Annotated in this window: 15 protein-coding genes; 9 read left to right on the top strand and 6 right to left on the bottom strand. The window is 52.2% G+C overall.

Features of this window, described 5'->3' with window-relative positions; all coding sequences use genetic code 11:
• The first annotated feature begins 13 nt into the window (after positions 1–13).
• The 4 genes from F0P93_RS05050 to F0P93_RS05035 are packed head-to-tail and all read left to right on the top strand — an operon-like array spanning position 14 to position 3,354.
• Positions 14–967, top strand: a complete 954-nt coding sequence (locus F0P93_RS05050; RefSeq protein ID WP_150875186.1) for an acetyl-CoA carboxylase carboxyltransferase subunit alpha — start codon at positions 14–16, stop codon at positions 965–967.
• A gap of 11 nt (positions 968–978) precedes the next feature.
• The gene (locus F0P93_RS05045; protein WP_150875185.1) at positions 979–1,644 is read left to right on the top strand and encodes an HAD family hydrolase; all 666 of its coding nucleotides are present in this window, start codon (positions 979–981) and stop codon (positions 1,642–1,644) included.
• Positions 1,607–2,752, top strand: coding sequence for a site-2 protease family protein (locus tag F0P93_RS05040; RefSeq protein ID WP_150875184.1), 1,146 nt, complete (start codon positions 1,607–1,609; stop codon positions 2,750–2,752). Before F0P93_RS05045 ends, F0P93_RS05040 begins: the two co-directional genes overlap by 38 nt.
• Before the next feature lie 35 nt (positions 2,753–2,787).
• Positions 2,788–3,354: a 1-acyl-sn-glycerol-3-phosphate acyltransferase gene (locus F0P93_RS05035; protein ID WP_150875183.1), complete on the top strand. Its 567-nt coding sequence runs from the start codon at positions 2,788–2,790 to the stop codon at positions 3,352–3,354.
• On the opposite strand, the gene lpxB is transcribed toward F0P93_RS05035, so the two are convergent.
• Positions 3,343–4,455, bottom strand: a complete 1,113-nt coding sequence (lpxB, locus tag F0P93_RS05030; protein WP_150875182.1) for a lipid-A-disaccharide synthase — start codon at positions 4,453–4,455, stop codon at positions 3,343–3,345. The two genes, F0P93_RS05035 and lpxB, sit on opposite strands and share 12 nt — an antisense overlap.
• A gap of 3 nt (positions 4,456–4,458) precedes the next feature.
• Positions 4,459–4,875, bottom strand: coding sequence for a 6-pyruvoyl trahydropterin synthase family protein (locus F0P93_RS05025; protein WP_150875181.1), 417 nt, complete (start codon positions 4,873–4,875; stop codon positions 4,459–4,461).
• Positions 4,876–5,186: 311 nt separating this feature from the next.
• On the opposite strand from F0P93_RS05025, the gene rfaD reads away from it, so the two are divergent.
• Complete coding sequence (rfaD, locus tag F0P93_RS05020) at positions 5,187–6,152, top strand: ADP-glyceromanno-heptose 6-epimerase (protein WP_150875180.1); 966 nt, start codon at positions 5,187–5,189, stop codon at positions 6,150–6,152.
• Positions 6,153–6,184: 32 nt separating this feature from the next.
• Here the strand turns inward: rfaD and F0P93_RS05015 are convergent, their stop codons facing one another.
• A complete protein-coding gene (locus F0P93_RS05015) occupies positions 6,185–7,723 on the bottom strand; it encodes a S8 family serine peptidase (RefSeq protein WP_150875179.1) in 1,539 nt (512 codons plus the stop codon).
• An 84-nt stretch (positions 7,724–7,807) separates the two neighbouring features.
• On the opposite strand from F0P93_RS05015, the gene F0P93_RS05010 reads away from it, so the two are divergent.
• On the top strand, positions 7,808–9,109 hold the full coding sequence (locus F0P93_RS05010; RefSeq protein WP_150875178.1) for an aminopeptidase P N-terminal domain-containing protein: 1,302 nt from the start codon (positions 7,808–7,810) through the stop codon (positions 9,107–9,109).
• Between the two features lie 53 nt (positions 9,110–9,162).
• Here the strand turns inward: F0P93_RS05010 and F0P93_RS05005 are convergent, their stop codons facing one another.
• Complete coding sequence (locus F0P93_RS05005; protein ID WP_191908726.1) at positions 9,163–9,735, bottom strand: TetR/AcrR family transcriptional regulator; 573 nt, start codon at positions 9,733–9,735, stop codon at positions 9,163–9,165.
• A 224-nt stretch (positions 9,736–9,959) separates the two neighbouring features.
• Positions 9,960–10,391 carry a WapI family immunity protein gene (locus F0P93_RS05000; RefSeq protein WP_150875176.1) on the bottom strand — a complete coding sequence of 144 codons (432 nt, stop codon included), beginning with the start codon at positions 10,389–10,391 and terminating at the stop codon, positions 9,960–9,962.
• 264 nt (positions 10,392–10,655) lie between these two features.
• Between F0P93_RS05000 and F0P93_RS04995 the strand changes: the two genes are divergently transcribed.
• Positions 10,656–11,867, top strand: a complete 1,212-nt coding sequence (locus F0P93_RS04995; protein WP_150875175.1) for a saccharopine dehydrogenase family protein — start codon at positions 10,656–10,658, stop codon at positions 11,865–11,867.
• Between the two features lie 75 nt (positions 11,868–11,942).
• Here F0P93_RS04995 and F0P93_RS04990 read toward each other — a convergent pair whose 3' ends face one another.
• The gene (locus tag F0P93_RS04990; protein ID WP_150875174.1) at positions 11,943–13,328 is read right to left on the bottom strand and encodes a glucoamylase family protein; all 1,386 of its coding nucleotides are present in this window, start codon (positions 13,326–13,328) and stop codon (positions 11,943–11,945) included.
• A gap of 122 nt (positions 13,329–13,450) precedes the next feature.
• On the opposite strand from F0P93_RS04990, the gene F0P93_RS04985 reads away from it, so the two are divergent.
• Both F0P93_RS04985 and nspC read left to right on the top strand, forming a co-directional pair.
• A complete protein-coding gene (locus F0P93_RS04985; RefSeq protein WP_150875173.1) occupies positions 13,451–14,272 on the top strand; it encodes an energy transducer TonB in 822 nt (273 codons plus the stop codon).
• Positions 14,273–14,399: 127 nt separating this feature from the next.
• Positions 14,400–15,533, top strand: a complete 1,134-nt coding sequence (gene nspC, locus F0P93_RS04980) for a carboxynorspermidine decarboxylase (RefSeq protein ID WP_150875860.1) — start codon at positions 14,400–14,402, stop codon at positions 15,531–15,533.
• Positions 15,534–15,630 lie beyond the last annotated feature (97 nt).

The following is a 15,630-nucleotide window of genomic DNA, read 5'->3' as shown; positions in this document are numbered from 1 at the left end:
AACCAATTCTTGAATGAGGACGTATTTGGACTTCGAAAAACCTATAGCCGATTTAGAAGTACGACTGGTCGAAATGAAGAAACTGGCCGAAACCAGTAACGTGGACGTTACTGGCGCTGTGGCATCGCTGGAAATCAGTATTGAAAAGCTCCGCAAGGAGATTTTTGAGAACCTTACCCGCTGGCAGCGCGTCCAACTTTCCCGCCACCCCGACCGGCCCTACACGCTCGATTATATTTCCCTGATGGGCGAGCAGTTTGTTGAACTGCATGGTGATCGAACCGTCCGGGATGACCCTGCGATGGTCGGCGGTTTTGTCGAAATGGATGGCCAGACGGTCATGCTGATCGGTCAGCAGAAAGGACGAAACACCAAGCAGCGCCAGCAGCGCAACTTTGGCATGGCCAACCCGGAAGGCTACCGCAAAGCCCTTCGGCTGATGAAACTGGCCGAAAAATTCAATAAACCCATCGTTACGATGATCGACACGCCGGGTGCATATCCGGGGCTGGAGGCTGAAGAACGGGGGCAGGGCGAAGCCATTGCGCGCAACCTCAAGGAAATGTTCATGCTTCAGGTGCCAGTGATCTGCATCGTCATCGGCGAAGGAGCTTCGGGCGGTGCGCTCGGGATCGGCATTGGCGACCGGGTTCTGATGCTTGAAAATACCTGGTATTCGGTGATTTCGCCCGAAAACTGCTCGACCATTCTCTGGCGTAGCTGGGATTACAAGGAGCAGGCGGCCGAAGCCATGAAGCTGTCGGCGCGGGATATGGAAAAAAACAAACTCGTGGATGGCATCATCGAGGAGCCGGAAGGAGGAGCCCACACCGACCACGCCGAAATGGCCCGACGAATCAAAAAAACCATTCTGGAGAAAATCGAAGAACTCAACCAGTTTACGCCCGAAGAACGCATCGATCAGCGCATCGAGAAATTCTGCTCGATGGGGGTTGTGGTCGAATAATTGTATAGTCTATGGCAGGTGTCTTAAAACCGGGTATTAAAAATATCATTTTCGACCTCGGCGACGTCATTATTCCCATCGATCTGCGCGCACCCATCCGAAATTTCGCTTCGCTTTCGGGCATGAGTGAAGAGGCTGTGGAAGCACTGTGGAAGGAACACGGCCTGACGATGCACTACGAAACCGGGTTGATCGACGATGCCGGTTTTCGGCAGCACGTCCGCGACCTGCTCAAAAATGACAGTTGGGCCGACGAGGTGATCGATACCGCCTGGAACACGGTTTTGCTCGATTTGCCCATTGAGCGGGTCGATCGCATTCGGGAACTGCACGGAAAATACCGGCTTTTTCTGTTGAGCAACACCAGCTCCATTCACATTCAGGGCGTTAACAAGATCTTCATGGAGTTGGGGCAACCGTCGCTGGAAGAACTTTTTGAGCGGGTTTATTACTCCTACGAAGTGAAAATGGCCAAGCCCTCGCCCGAAATTTACCGGCATGTGCTGACCACCTCCGGGCTGGTTGCCGAAGAAACCCTGTTTTTAGACGACAATCCGCACAACATTCGCTCGGCGGCTGAGTTAGGTATCCATGCTGTGCAGGTGCAACCGCCCCTGTCGATTCTTGATTATCTTCGCGATGAATCCACAAACGAGGACGTACCTCATTCAAGCTAGCCTTTTTGTTCTTACCCTGATTTCAACGACCGCGGCTGGTGCGGAATGGATGTATGGTCGTTTTTTTCTGGATCTGGAACATGGTATTGGCTGGCCGGAGTTCTGGGACGGTCTTCACTATTCAATCCCGTTTCTGGCCATTCTGACGGTTCACGAATTCGGACACTTTTTTATGGCCCGCTACCACCATGTTCGGGTCACCTTGCCCTACTACATTCCGATGTGGTTCGGTTTCGGGCAAACTCTTGGTACCTTGGGGGCTTTTATCCGGATTCAGGATTTCATCAACAGCCGCAAGAAATTCTTCGATATTGGCATTGCCGGGCCGTTGGCCGGATTTGTGCTCGCGCTCATCGTTCTCTGGTACGGTTTTACGCATTTGCCACCACCGGAATACATTTTTTCGATTCATCCCGACTACCAGAAATACGGATTGGCTTTTGGTCAACACGTCTACAAAAATCTGCCGCCCGAGAGTGCGATTCAGTTGGGGGATAACCTCTTGTTCTGGTTTTTCAAAACCTACGTTGCCGACCCGGCCCGTTTGCCCCATCCCTACGAGATGGTCCATTACCCGTATTTGATGGCGGGTTATTTTGCCCTGTTTTTTACATCACTTAACCTGATTCCGATTGGTCAACTGGATGGTGGTCACGTGTTGTACAGCCTGATAGGCCGCCGGGCGTTTCGGATGATTGCCCCGGTTTTGCTGGTGGGCTTTGCGTTTTATGCCGGTTTGGGATTTTTCAAACCGACTGATTTTGTCGTGGCCGATGACCGGAAATTTATGAATGAACTGGGCTACCTCGGTTTGTATATTTTCGGCCTGTTTCTCAGTTTTCAGAGCATCAACGAAAATCGGATGACGACGCTGCTGCTAGCCTTGAGTGTGGTAACCGGGCAGTTTCTGGTGTCCTACTTTTTCCCCACCGCCGAAGGCTACCCCGGTTTTCTGTTGTTTATTCTGATCCTGGGGCGTTTCCTGGGCGTGTACCACCCCGAAACGGAAGACGATCAACCGTTGGGAACCGGGCGGATTGTGCTGGGCTGGCTGGCGTTGCTCATTTTCGTCCTGTGTTTTAGCCCCAAACCGTTTGTTTTTTCTTAAAATTGTCGTCCTCAACATGGACGGTTTCACAGGATATGTTTAGCGCTTTGGCCAGGTGGCTCTATAAAGTAGCCGGGTGGAAACTTCTCGGCGTGGTTCCGGATCTTCCCAAAGCAATTTGGGTTCTGGCTCCGCACAATACCAACTGGGATTTTCCGGTGGGTGTGGGAGCGAGGGCGACAACGCGCGTCTGGATTCAATACCTGGCTAAAAAAGAATTGTTTACGTGGTATGCCGGCTGGTTTTTCCGGCTTCTGGGTGGCAAACCTGTCAACCGGAGCCGGACCAACAACCTGGTGGATGCGATTGTGGATGTTTTCATTCAAAACGAGTACCTGCACATCTGCATTCCCCCCGAAGGCACCCGCAGCGATGTGGAGCGGCTCAAAACCGGGTTTTACTACATTGCGCTGAAAGCGGATGTTCCCATCATCCTGACCGGAATCGACTATCCCCGGAAAGCCGTTATTCTGAGCGAACCCCTTTACATGACCGGCGATTACCAGAAAGACATGCGCCCGGTGTATGAGTTTTTTAGCCAGATTCAGGGTAAGAAAAAAGAATGGCTGAAGCGGTACGAACAGACCGGTTTAATCTCGTAAGTACTTCACCATCAGTTCCCCTGCGCGATCCGATGCGCCTGGTCCACCCACTTTCTCCCGCAATTCCGCGTAATCAGCCCGTTGTCGCTCGTGATCCGATCCGCCGGGGAGAATTTTCGACAGCTCGTCAACCAGCCGTTCCGTGGTCAGCTCATACTGCTTCAACTCCTTGACGGCTTCCCGACCCAGAATGAGGTTGACTAGCGAAATAAAGGGCACGGCAATGAGCCGACTGGCGACCTGAAAGGTCACCCACGACATTTTGTAACAAACCACTTCGGGCACATTCAGCAGGGCGGTTTCCAGCGTGGCCGTTCCAGAAGTAACCAATGCGGCCTCCGCAACGGCCAGCAAATCGTAGGCGGCATCGGTGATCACGGGTATATCCGGCGCGTTTTTCAGCAAGGTTTCGTAGAGGGATTTCGGCAGGTTGCTGACGCCGGAAACCACAAACTGGTGGTTGGGGAAGTGCCGGACGGTTTCCAGCATGGCGGGCAGCAGCAGCGACACTTCCTGGTGGCGGCTGCCGGGCAGAAGGGCAATGATTGGTTTGTCGCCCAACTGGTTTTTTTTCCGAAAAACCGGGTCGGGCCGGAAGGCGGCAATGGCGTCCATCAACGGGTTGCCGACGTAATCGACCGGGTAGGCGTATTGCTGGTAAAACGCCACTTCAAACGGAAAAATGACAAAAAGCCGGTCGACCACCGCCTTGATTTTCAAGGCTCGTTTCTGGTTCCAGGCCCATACTTTGGGCGAGATGTAATAGAAAACCGGAATTCCGTGTTTTTTGGCAAAACCCGCCATTCGAAGGTTAAAACCGGCGTAGTCGATCAGAATCAGAACGTTGGGGCGGGTTTCAAGCAGGTCCCGCTGGCAATCGCGCAGGTTCTTCCGGATGGTTCCCAGGTTTTGAACCACTTCGAGAAAGCCCATGAACGCCATCGAGCGATAGTGCCGCACCAGCGTGGCTCCGGCTTCTTCCATTTGCTCACCACCCCAGGCTCGAAAGCGGGCGTGCGGGTCGTGGTGATGAATGGCTTTGATCAGATTGCCGCCGTGGAGGTCACCGGAGCGCTCTCCGGCAATGAGGTAGTAGGTCATCGGCTATTCCCCATAATAATCCACGTAGTTTTTCGGGGTCTCGTATAAGCGGATCCGGTGGAGCCGGGCTTCGGTAATTCGACCCAGTGCACGATCCAGAATTTTCCAGATTTCGACGATAAAGATCTCACAGCTAGCCATTTTCCCCTGCATAAAATCGACGTCGAGGTTGAGGTTTTTGTGATCGACTTTGTCGATAATTTCGGTTTTCACCAGATCGCCCAGCACCTTCAGGTCGATCACGAAGCCTGTGTCGGGATTGGGCTCTCCTTTGACGGTCACAATTAACTCAAAGTTATGACCATGTCCGTTCACATTGGCGCACGGACCGAAAACTTCTTTATTTTTCTCCTCAGACCAGGCCGGGTTGAATAACCGGTGGGCTGCGTTGAAATGCTCTTTTCTGCTAATATATACCATTATTCACCATCGCCGGGGCGATTCGTCGTTTTGGGCAGCCTTTCCACCACCACTTGATTTGACAGCAAAATTACGGCCTTCGGAGCGTTAATAAAAATCCAAAATTTAGATCGCCTTCGCTTCCGTATTTGTGATCATATCGGGGCCGTTTATCGGGCATCCATGAAAATGAGTATTGGAATAATTCTATTTTTTCATCAAAACGTGGATTGGTTGGTGTAGTGATTTATCCTAACTTTACACCCTATTTAAGATGTTAACACGTAATTTTAATCTAACCTAAAACAATCGTTGCTCAATTTCTACGGAGTATGATCATTGTTACGGGCGCTACAGGCTTTATCGGAAGCTGTCTGATTTCAAGACTGAATCAGGAAAATTTCAATGCTATCATTGCCGTGGATGATTTTTCACGGGAAGACAAGCTGGCCAATCTGGAAGGAAAACGCATTCTTGAACGGGTCGACCGGGAAGAGTTTTTTGACTGGCTGGACAACAATTACCACGAAATTGAATTTTTATTCCACATCGGCGCCCGAACCGACACGACGGAATTTGACCGGAGTATTTTCGAACACCTCAATGTCGAGTACTCAAAAAAAATCTGGCAAAAATGCATCGAGTATCAGATTCCGCTGGTCTACGCATCCTCGGCGGCTACTTACGGCCTGGGCGAATTGGGATACGATGACAACGAATCCCTCATTCCGCAATTAAAACCGCTCAATCCCTACGGCGACTCCAAAAACGAGTTCGATATCTGGGTTTTGGAACAGGAAAAACACCCGTTTTTCTGGGCTGGTTTGAAGTTTTTCAACGTCTACGGGCCGAACGAATACCACAAAAGCCGCATGGCTTCCGTCATCTACCACGCCTTTTGTCAGATACAGCAAAAAGGTTCGATGAAATTGTTTCGGTCGCATCACCCGAATTTTGCGGATGGTGAACAGATGCGCGATTTCATTTATGTGAAGGATGTGGTGGAGGTCTGCATGTTTTTGATGCACCACCGCCGGAACTCCGGCATCTACAACCTCGGCAGCGGCAAAGCCCGAACCTTTCTGGATTTGGCCAACAATACCTTTCAGGCCATGGGCGTGACACCCCAAATCGAGTTCATCGACACGCCCGAAGACATCCGTGATAAGTATCAGTATTATACGCAGGCCACGATGAGCAAACTGCGCTCCATCGGGTATTCCCAACCGTTTCGATCGCTGGAAGCCGGGATTGAGGATTATGTGAAAAATTACCTGATGCCGGGAAGCCATCTGTAAGGTTTACACGGTTGGAAAACCGTGTAAACTGTTCACTGCCAGATAATTTCGACCACTTCCTTCTTTAAATCCACCGTTGTCCGTTTTTCGTCGTGATTCCGGCGCAGCAGAATCGCGCCGTTCTGAACCCGCATGGACTCCTGTTGCAGAACGCGGGTATCGTCTTTTTTGTGAAAAACCGACACCGACACGTCGGCATAGTCGGGCAACGGCAGTGAATACGTTTTGCCCGTCACTTTGATGGATTTTGCCGAAGCGGCCAACGTCTGCCCTTTGGCCATCGCCAGCGCGCGCGAAGCCTGCGGGACGCCATAGCCGATGTAATTGTTTCCGTAAGGATAGAGGTGCGACGATTTTTCGATAATGGCAATCAGTTCTTTGTTGGTCAGCTTTGGATTGGCCTGCATCAGACAGGCGGCAAAACCGGTGATGACCGGTGCCGATAGCGAGGTGCCGTACAGCGAAAAACAGGAAACGTTCGGTTTCAGATAGGGGAGGAATTCCGGACCAATGCTGCTGTAGCCAATGCGGTTCCAGACCTTGTTGTTGGTGGCTCCCACGGCCAGCACGCCCTGCGCGTCGGCTGGCGTGGAAATGATGCGCCAGGAGCGGTCGTCACCTTCGTTACCGGCGGACACGATGACCAGGATGCCTTTCTTGTCGGCGGCCAGTTGGGCGGCTTTGCTGATCAGGCTCGTATGGCCGTCCATCTGGTTGGGCTGGTAGTTTTCTTTGGGATTCGTAAATCCTTTGGCATACCCCAGCGAGGTGTTGATGATGCGCACGCCCAGGCTGTCCATCCACTCCATCGCGGCAATCCAGTTGTCTTCTTCGCCCCGAAATTCGCGGGCTCCGTGGTCGGTGCGGGCAAGGTAGAAGGTGGCGTCGGTAGCTAAACCGTACTGAATATTTTCATTGGGATCGTGGCCCGAAATGGCGGCCATCACTTCCGTGCCGTGAAAGTCGGAGAGGGTTTCGAGTGAACCGAAAAAGGCGTTGCGGGGGCGACTGGTATTCACGTAGTCGCGAACTTCCCGGATTCCGTTTCGCTGAAAAATGTGTTTCAAGGCACTGGCCGAATCCGCTCCGAAATACCCCGCATCGATGACGCCAATGGTCACATTCTTCGCGGTCATCCCGGCGCGACCAAACACCTCCGCCTGAATTTGCGACATCACCGGTGCCATCAACACTTTTGTGATGTCATGGTCGATGCTGTTGATGACAAGGTGCTGATCGATGGGCAAAAGGTCCTTCACGAACGACAAGGCCTTTACCTGTTGCGCCTGCCCGGCGGTCAGTTCGGCCGACACCGCGTTAAGCCAGCGCGAACGGAAGAGCGGACGAACGCCCTGGAGGGAGAGAGCCTGCAAGTAGGCCGGATTGAGCGGCAGGTCCGTTTCGTCGACGGGGAGCCCCATCGACTGGCGATTGGAAAGGGTCAGAGGAGAGAGAGACGGTTTTTCAGCAGAAGGCTTGTCCTTCAGGGTGATCCAGTACTTGGATTGGGCGTGTGTGATACCGACCCCGAAGAGTGTGATCCCAAAAAGAAGCAAAACTATTTTTTTCATTGAAACGAAAGCATCAATTTTAGGCATTAAAGTACAAAATGATATTGATATTACCGAATTGAGCCATTTGAAACCTTACCCCGCATGAAGTATACACCCATCAGCAACGAATTGTTTATCCGAAACCGCCGGCGATTGGCGGAAGTCCTGAAACCCAAATCCGTGGTGGTTCTGAACGCCAACGACATCCTGCCAACCAATGCCGACGGTACGATGGGGTTCCGGCAGAATAATGACCTCTTCTACCTATCCGGCGTCGACCAGGAAGAAACCGTTCTGGTGTTGTTTCCCGATCATCCGGACGAGAAGTTTCGCGAAGTGCTGTTTCTGCGTGAAACCAGCGAACTGATCGAAATCTGGGAAGGCCATAAGCTGACCAAGGAAGAAGCGGAGCAAACCTCGGGCATTTCCCGGAAGTCGGTTTTCTGGACGCATGAATTCGACCGCGTGTTCATCCAGATGGTTTTTGAGGCTGAACACATTTATCTGAACACCAACGAACACACTCGCAACTCGTCGGAAGTGGAAAGCCGGGAAGCCCGGGGCATCCGCCAGTTTCAGGAAAAATACCCGCTTCACCGATACGAACGACTGGCGCCGTTGATGCATTTTCTCCGGGCGATCAAACAGCCGGAGGAAGTAGCGCTGCTCAGCGAAGCAATCCGGATTACGGAAGCCGGTTTTCGGCGGTTGTTGCCGTTTATTAAACCCGGTGTGTGGGAGTACGAAATTGAAGCCGAACTTCTGCACGAATTTGTCCGGCAACGGTCGCAGGGGTTTGCTTATACGCCAATCATTGCATCCGGGGCCAGTGCCTGCGTGCTGCATTACATCGAGAACAACCGCCCGTGTAAAGACGGAGAAATCATCCTGCTGGACGTGGCCGCTGAATATGCCAATTACAACGCCGACCTGACGCGCAGCCTGCCGGTGAACGGGCGGTTTACAGATCGGCAGAAAGCCGTTTACCAGGCGGTGTTGCACGTGATGAAGGAAGCGAAAAAACTGCTGGTGCCGGGCAATGTCTGGGATGAGTACCACAAGGAAGTCGGCCGCATCATGGAGTCGCAACTGATTGGGCTGGGCCTGCTCGACCGGCAGGAGGTGGCGAAACAGGACCCGGACAATCCGTTGTACCGCCAGTATTTCATGCACGGAACTTCCCATTTTCTAGGGTTGGATGTGCATGATGTGGGAAACAAATACCGCAAATTCGAAGCCGGGATGGTTTTTACCTGCGAACCGGGTATCTATATACGCAAGGAGGGTTTGGGTATCCGACTGGAGAACAATATCCTGATTACGGAAACCGGTAACATCGACCTGATGGATTCGATCCCAATCGAGGTTGAAGAAATTGAGGAGTTAATGCATCAGAGACCCTGACCTTTGCAATCTGACAGCGCCTGGGTCATCAGCCGTACGACGGCCCGGGGCTGTCAGGGAGTGAGGGTATCGCAAATTCGGTGAATGGCGTGTTCGATTCGCTTCCAGCCTTCGTCCGATTGCAGATCAAGGGTCATAAACTGATTCTGATTGGGAGCAATGAGCAGGAGCATGGTGATACCCGAAACCAGTATGGCAGTTACGGCACTCTGGTCTTCTTTGTCGTTGGTAAAAAACTGGTCGAGAACCTTCTGAAAAGACTCGTTGCGGGCCATTGCCAACTGCTGACTCAGGTAAGAACCCGGATTGCTGATTTCCCATTTGAGCATTTCCTGTGCGGGCATCCGCACTTTCAACTCGCGCAGCAGCCCAACCAGGTAATTGATCCGGTACTGTTTTTTAACGCTGGGATCGGTTTCCGGGTGTTTTTCCAGAAACTGCTGGTTGTAGTCGGTCAGGAAATGGCCTTCGTGCAGAAACCGTTCCATCAGGCCTTCCCAGCCCCCAAAATACCGATAAATGAGCACTTTGTTGACTCCCGCTCTTTCGGCTACCGCATTGATTCCAACCCGGTTGACGCCCCGTTCAGAAATCACTTCTCCTACAGCCTGAAGTATGCGCGCCATAGTCTGTGTGCGACTCCTTTTCCGAACTTCTATCATTCCACTAGGCTTAAACGTCCGGGGGCAATCAGGCCCCATTTCGGTTTGGTTATAAAGCTAAACTTGATTTTGTATCGGAAGCAAAGGTAGGTGTTTTCGACTAAACGGTTTTGGTTTTTGAGAATTGTCAGACAAAAAAATGGGAAAAGCTAGAAAACGGTAACCCGATCAAATTTGTATAATTCGAACTAACGCTCCGGAAAAAGGGCTAGTTGATTGACCAAATCCCGGATGGCTTCGCGGAGTTGAAACCGGGTTAACGTAACATCCATCAGGAGGGGAAAATCGGGGTAAGGATGCCAGGATGGCGTTAGGGTGCCGTCTAACTGAATCTGCAACCGGTACTGTTCGTTGGGCAGGGAAGAGGCTTCGACGTTCAGGCCCGGTTCCGAAAACGAGACCGTTACGTGATTGATGGCTCGGCTCCAGAGCAGTTTAAGACCATTGATCAACCGCTTGATTTCGTAGGTTTGCAGCGGTGCCGATTGCGTATAGGATTCTTTCTGCCATTCGGTAGACAGTTCGCAAAGCAGGCTGTTGCGTTCCCGCCAATTGGTTCCTTTCACACCGTAGCCTTTGATCGATAGTTCAAATGAACCCGTAGAGCTCTTCAGTTTCATCGCGTTGGGGAGGGTTTTGTTGCAAAAATAGACTTTTGCCTATCTACCAAATATACTATACCGGACGGTGGTGTCCAAATCAAAAACCGGAATCTTTTTTAATGACCCCGTTCAATCTTTTTCCGGAATTTCTGTCAACAACGCGGCCGGGCTGGCTATCTTTGCGCGAATTTGTTCAACCCTGTTTGTTGGTTCCTGCCGGTAGTATCAGACTGATGAAAATCCGCAGAACGTAACAAATCCTAAACAGTTATACGAAATCAAATGGCTAAAGTGCTGATTATTGGTGCCGGAGGGGTCGGGAGTGTCGTGGCGCACAAATGTGCGTTGAATGCGGACGTCTTCACAGACATTATGCTGGCCAGCCGGACACTTTCCAAATGCGATAAAATTGCCGCCGAAATTCGGGAAATGCACGGCGTGGAAATCAAAACGGCGAAGGTCGATGCTGATGTTGTGGCCGAAATGGTCAAGCTGATCAAGCAGTTTCAGCCGTATCTGGTCATCAATGTGGCATTGCCTTACCAGGATTTGCCCATCATGGATGCCTGTCTGGAAACCCGGACGCATTACATGGACACCGCCAACTATGAGCCGAAGGATGTCGCCAAATTTGAATATAGCTGGCAGTGGGCCTATCAGGAGCGGTTTAAGGAAGCCGGTATTATGGCGCTGCTGGGCTGTGGCTTCGATCCGGGCGCCACGCAGGTGTTTACGGCCTACGCGGCCAAACACCACTTCGACGAGATGCACTACCTGGACATCGTCGACTGCAATGCGGGCAACCACGGCAAGGCGTTTGCCACCAATTTCAATCCCGAAATCAACATCCGGGAGATTACGCAGCCTGGTCGGTATTGGGAAAACGGCGAATGGGTCGAAATCGAAGCCATGTCGATTCATAAACCGATCGTTTACCCCGAAATCGGCCCGAAAGAGTCGTACGTACTCTACCATGAAGAACTCGAGTCACTCGTTAAAAACTTCCCGACGCTGAAACGCGCCCGGTTCTGGATGACGTTCGGACAGGCCTACATTACCCACCTGCAGGTGCTGGAAAACGTGGGCATGACCAGCATCAAGCCGATCCCGTTTCAGGGAATCGATATTGTACCGTTGGAATTTCTGAAAGCCGTGTTGCCAGCTCCCGACTCCCTGGGTGAAAACTACACGGGCCAGACCTCCATTGGTTGCCAGATCAAAGGCATCAAAGACGGCCAGGAAAAAACGTATTTTATCTGGAATAACTGCGACCACGCCGAGACCTACAAGGAGGTCCGCGGGCAGGCGGTGAGCTACACCACCGGTGTTCCGGCCATGATCGGTGCCATGCTGATGCTGAAAGGCGTCTGGATGCAACCCGGCGTCTGGAACTGCGAAGAGCTCGACCCCGACCCCTTCATCGAACAAATGAACAAGCAGGGCCTGCCGGTGCAGGATCAAATCAATCAGCCGCTGAGCGTGGAGAACGAATGATGGATTATGAATGATGAACGATGAATGTTTTGCGTTAGCCAATTCATCGTTCATCATTCATAACTCATCATTCATTTAATTCCTCAGCCATCCCCCCCGAAAACCGGCTCGTAACAAGCCCCGCCGGATGATGGGGTTGCGCATCATGAGGTTCCAAATCAGGTTGGTGCGGTAATTTTCGGTCATCAGCAGAATCGGGCCGCTGTCGATGCCCAGGTAGTCTTTGTCGAACCACTGGCCGGGGTAAGAAAGGTTGTAGGCGTCCTTGAAACCGTAGGGGCCGTAAATCTTTTTTCCATAGCGGTATTTCATCAACTGGAGCGCCCGGATGCTTTCTTCCGGCGTAAACGGCATCGACCCACCGGCCGCCGTGGGCGCAATCGTCCCGTCATCGACGATCTGGATGGCGGAAGCACCCCGGGCGCGGTAGGAGAAAAACTGTCGTCCGTTGATTAGCGTATCTTTCGGGCCGTCGCTGGCGGTCAGGCCCCAGAGGTCGGTTTCATAGCCGGTAAATCCTCCGGGATTTTCGATGCAATAAGCGCGGTTGGCGAGCGTGGCCCGGCGGCTGTTCTCAAAATAATCAATTCCCCGCTGACGCAGATAAGCGTCTTGAATACTGCGGAAATCAATCCAAATATGCGAATATTGATGGCCGAACAGCGGTTCAAAGTTGAGGTGGGCATAGTCCTGGAATTCTTTCCATTCGTAGGTTGAGGTCCACTCCGTCCAGGCCTCAGGGCCAATCGGATAGGTCGGTGACGCTAAGGCCAGCACATACAGGATCATCGCTTCATTGTAGCCTTTCCAGTCTGATTTAATAAAACCGCTTTCGGGATGCCAGCCCATCGACACCAGCGGTTTCCGGGCTTGCATCCAGGTCCAGTCGACCCGGCGAAAAATCCGGTCGACCAGCATCCGGATTTCCTTCTCTACGGCATTATTTTGATCGAAATACGTCTGACTGCTTAGCATCCCGGCCAGCAGCAAGGCTGTGTCGATGGTCGACAACTCCACCTGTTTGAAACGCAATCCGGTTTTCAGATCCAGAAAATGGTAGAAAAAACCGTGGTAGCCGGTAGCGGTTTTTTCGTCGGCCGATTGGGGGGCGTAATTAAAAAAGCGCAGGGTTCGAAGTGTTCGTTCGGCGGCCTCCTGGCGGCTCACATACCCCCGCTCGACACCCACCAGGTAGGCCGTTAACCCAAAGCCGGTGGCGGCAATGCTTGCAAACGAAGGCGTCGGATACCGGTCGGGAATCAGCCCGTTCGGATTATTGCCCAATTCCCAGAAATAGTGAAACGTTTCCCGTTGCAGCGAATCCAGAAACCGCTTCGAGGTGGCTACACCCCGAGGCTGAGCCAGCGCAAGTGTTGAACCGAAGTACAGCAACAGAAATAGGGACAACACAATGAAATGTGCAGGGGAACTACACCGGTTTCGGTATCCTTCGACTTTCATGGCACGGGAATCAGCGGTATGGAAAGGTAAGATAAGGGAAAGAAAACAAAAAAGATTACCCTTAACTTGTATATATAGTTTTCTTATATATATTTGTGTTAGTCACTAACATTGCTTTGGCTATGACACCCGAACAGCTAAACGTCGCGACGCTCGACGACATCGTGTTTGAAAACCGCAACAAATTGTATGGCGCCTACGATTTGCGCCAGGTCTATCAGCGCAGTGCCAACCGGGCGCTGTGGTTGGGAATTGCCTTATTTTGGGCCGCTTTGGCCACACCGACGCTCTATAACCGGCTAAAACCGGCCGAGACCCCGGATCAGTTTATGAATGAAGTCACGCTGGAAGACATCAGAACCTTACCGCAGGAGGAACCGCCGATTGTCATTCCGCCGAAAGTAGAGATACCGGTTCAATTGCCTACGGTGCGAAATCTGCCCCCGGAGGTGGTGACTGAAGCGCCCGATGATGTAACGGTGCCGACGGTGGAGGACCTGGAAGACAAGGTGTCGAGTGATAAAACCCAGGAGGGGGACCCCAACGCGCTGGATGTCATCGAGGCCCCCACGGAAACCGCAGGCCCGGCTCCGGTCGAAAAATCGATTGAAGTGGAACGTAAACCGGATGAAGTATTTTTGAAAGTGGAGCAGGATCCCCAGTTTCCGGGCGGCATGCGAAAAATGGCTGAATTCCTGGAAAAAAACCTGCGGTATCCACCGGCCGCTTCCCGGGCAAGCATTTCCGGAAAAGTGTATCTCCAATTTGTGGTGAACACGGATGGGAGCATTGTCGATGTGAACGTTGTTAAAGGAATCGGATTTGGTTGTGATGAAGAAGCCCTGCGGGTCGTGAAGAAGATGCCGCCCTGGCAACCCGGCAAGCAATCGGGTCGGCCGGTGCGGGTTCGGTTTACGTTACCCGTGGTGTTTGCCCTGGAATAACGCATCCACACTTTGGACAGCATGCCCGCCGGTTCGCAACCGACGGGCATTTTTTATGCTGAACAAAACCGACGTTTTCGCTATTTTTGTGATTAAAAACCGCCTTCATGTGGCGTCACCATCCCTGATGATCGACTACTCCCAAATTCCCTCGCCCTGTTTTGTACTGGAAGAGGCCAAGCTCCGCACCAATTTAAAGCTGATCGATAGTGTGCAGCAACAAGCTGGGGTTCAGATCATTCTGGCTCTCAAAGGCTTCTCGATGTACAGTGCTTTCCCGCTGGTGAAGCAATACCTGTCGGGTGCCACGGCCAGCTCACTCAACGAAATCAAGCTGGTCAACGAATACCTGGGTGTGCAGGCGCACACCTATATCCCGGCCATCCGCGACGACGAATTTGACGAAGTTCTCGAACGGAGCAGTCATCTCACGTTCAATTCGCTGAGCCAGTGGGAGCGGTTTAAAAACCGGGCGATCGGGTCGGGCGTTTCCTGCGGGATTCGCGTCAATCCGCAGTATTCGGAGGTCGCCACGGATATGTACAATCCCTGTGTGCCGGGCTCACGGCTGGGCGTGACGCGGAATCTGATCGGTGACCGGTTACCGGACGGGATGGAGGGGATTCATTTTCATACGCTCTGCGAAAACGACTCCTACACGCTCGAACGCACCCTCGAAGCATTGGAAAGCCGCTTTAGTGACCTGCTCCACCAGGCGCGTTGGGTCAACATGGGCGGAGGACACCTCATGACGCGCGAAGGTTATAATACCGAACACCTGATCGGGTTGCTGAAAGCGTTCCGGGAAAAATACCAGGTCGAGGTCATTCTGGAACCGGGTTCGGCCATTGGCTGGCAGACCGGGGTGCTGGTTTCGTCGGTACTGGATGTGGTTGACAGCCAGGGTATTCAGGTGGCCATTCTCGACACTTCCTTTGCCGCCCACATGCCCGACACGCTCGAAATGCCGTATAAACCCCGGATTCTGAATTCATACCACGAACCGGTTTCGGGGAAACCAACCTATCGCCTGGGCGGTATGACCTGTCTGGCGGGGGACTTCATGGGTGATTACAGTTTCGATAAACCGCTTCAGATCGGGGATAAAATCGTTTTCGATGACATGATTCACTACACGATGGTGAAAACGAGCACGTTCAACGGCGTCAATCTGCCTTCTATCGGCATCTGGCAGGAAGATGGAACCTTTCGGCTGGTGAAAACCTACGGGTATGAAAGCTTTAAGGACCGGTTAAGTTGAGGTAAATACTCTGAAAGGTGAAACCGCTTAGGCCCTTTAGTAAGTAATTTAAATAATACCGTAAATATGCCGGTTGTCAGACAAGTCTATTGTTGTA

It is taken from the genome of Larkinella humicola, assembly GCF_008727875.1.
GTDB lineage: Bacteria > Bacteroidota > Bacteroidia > Cytophagales > Spirosomataceae > Larkinella > Larkinella humicola.
This window is presented reverse-complemented; position numbering and strand designations above follow the sequence as displayed.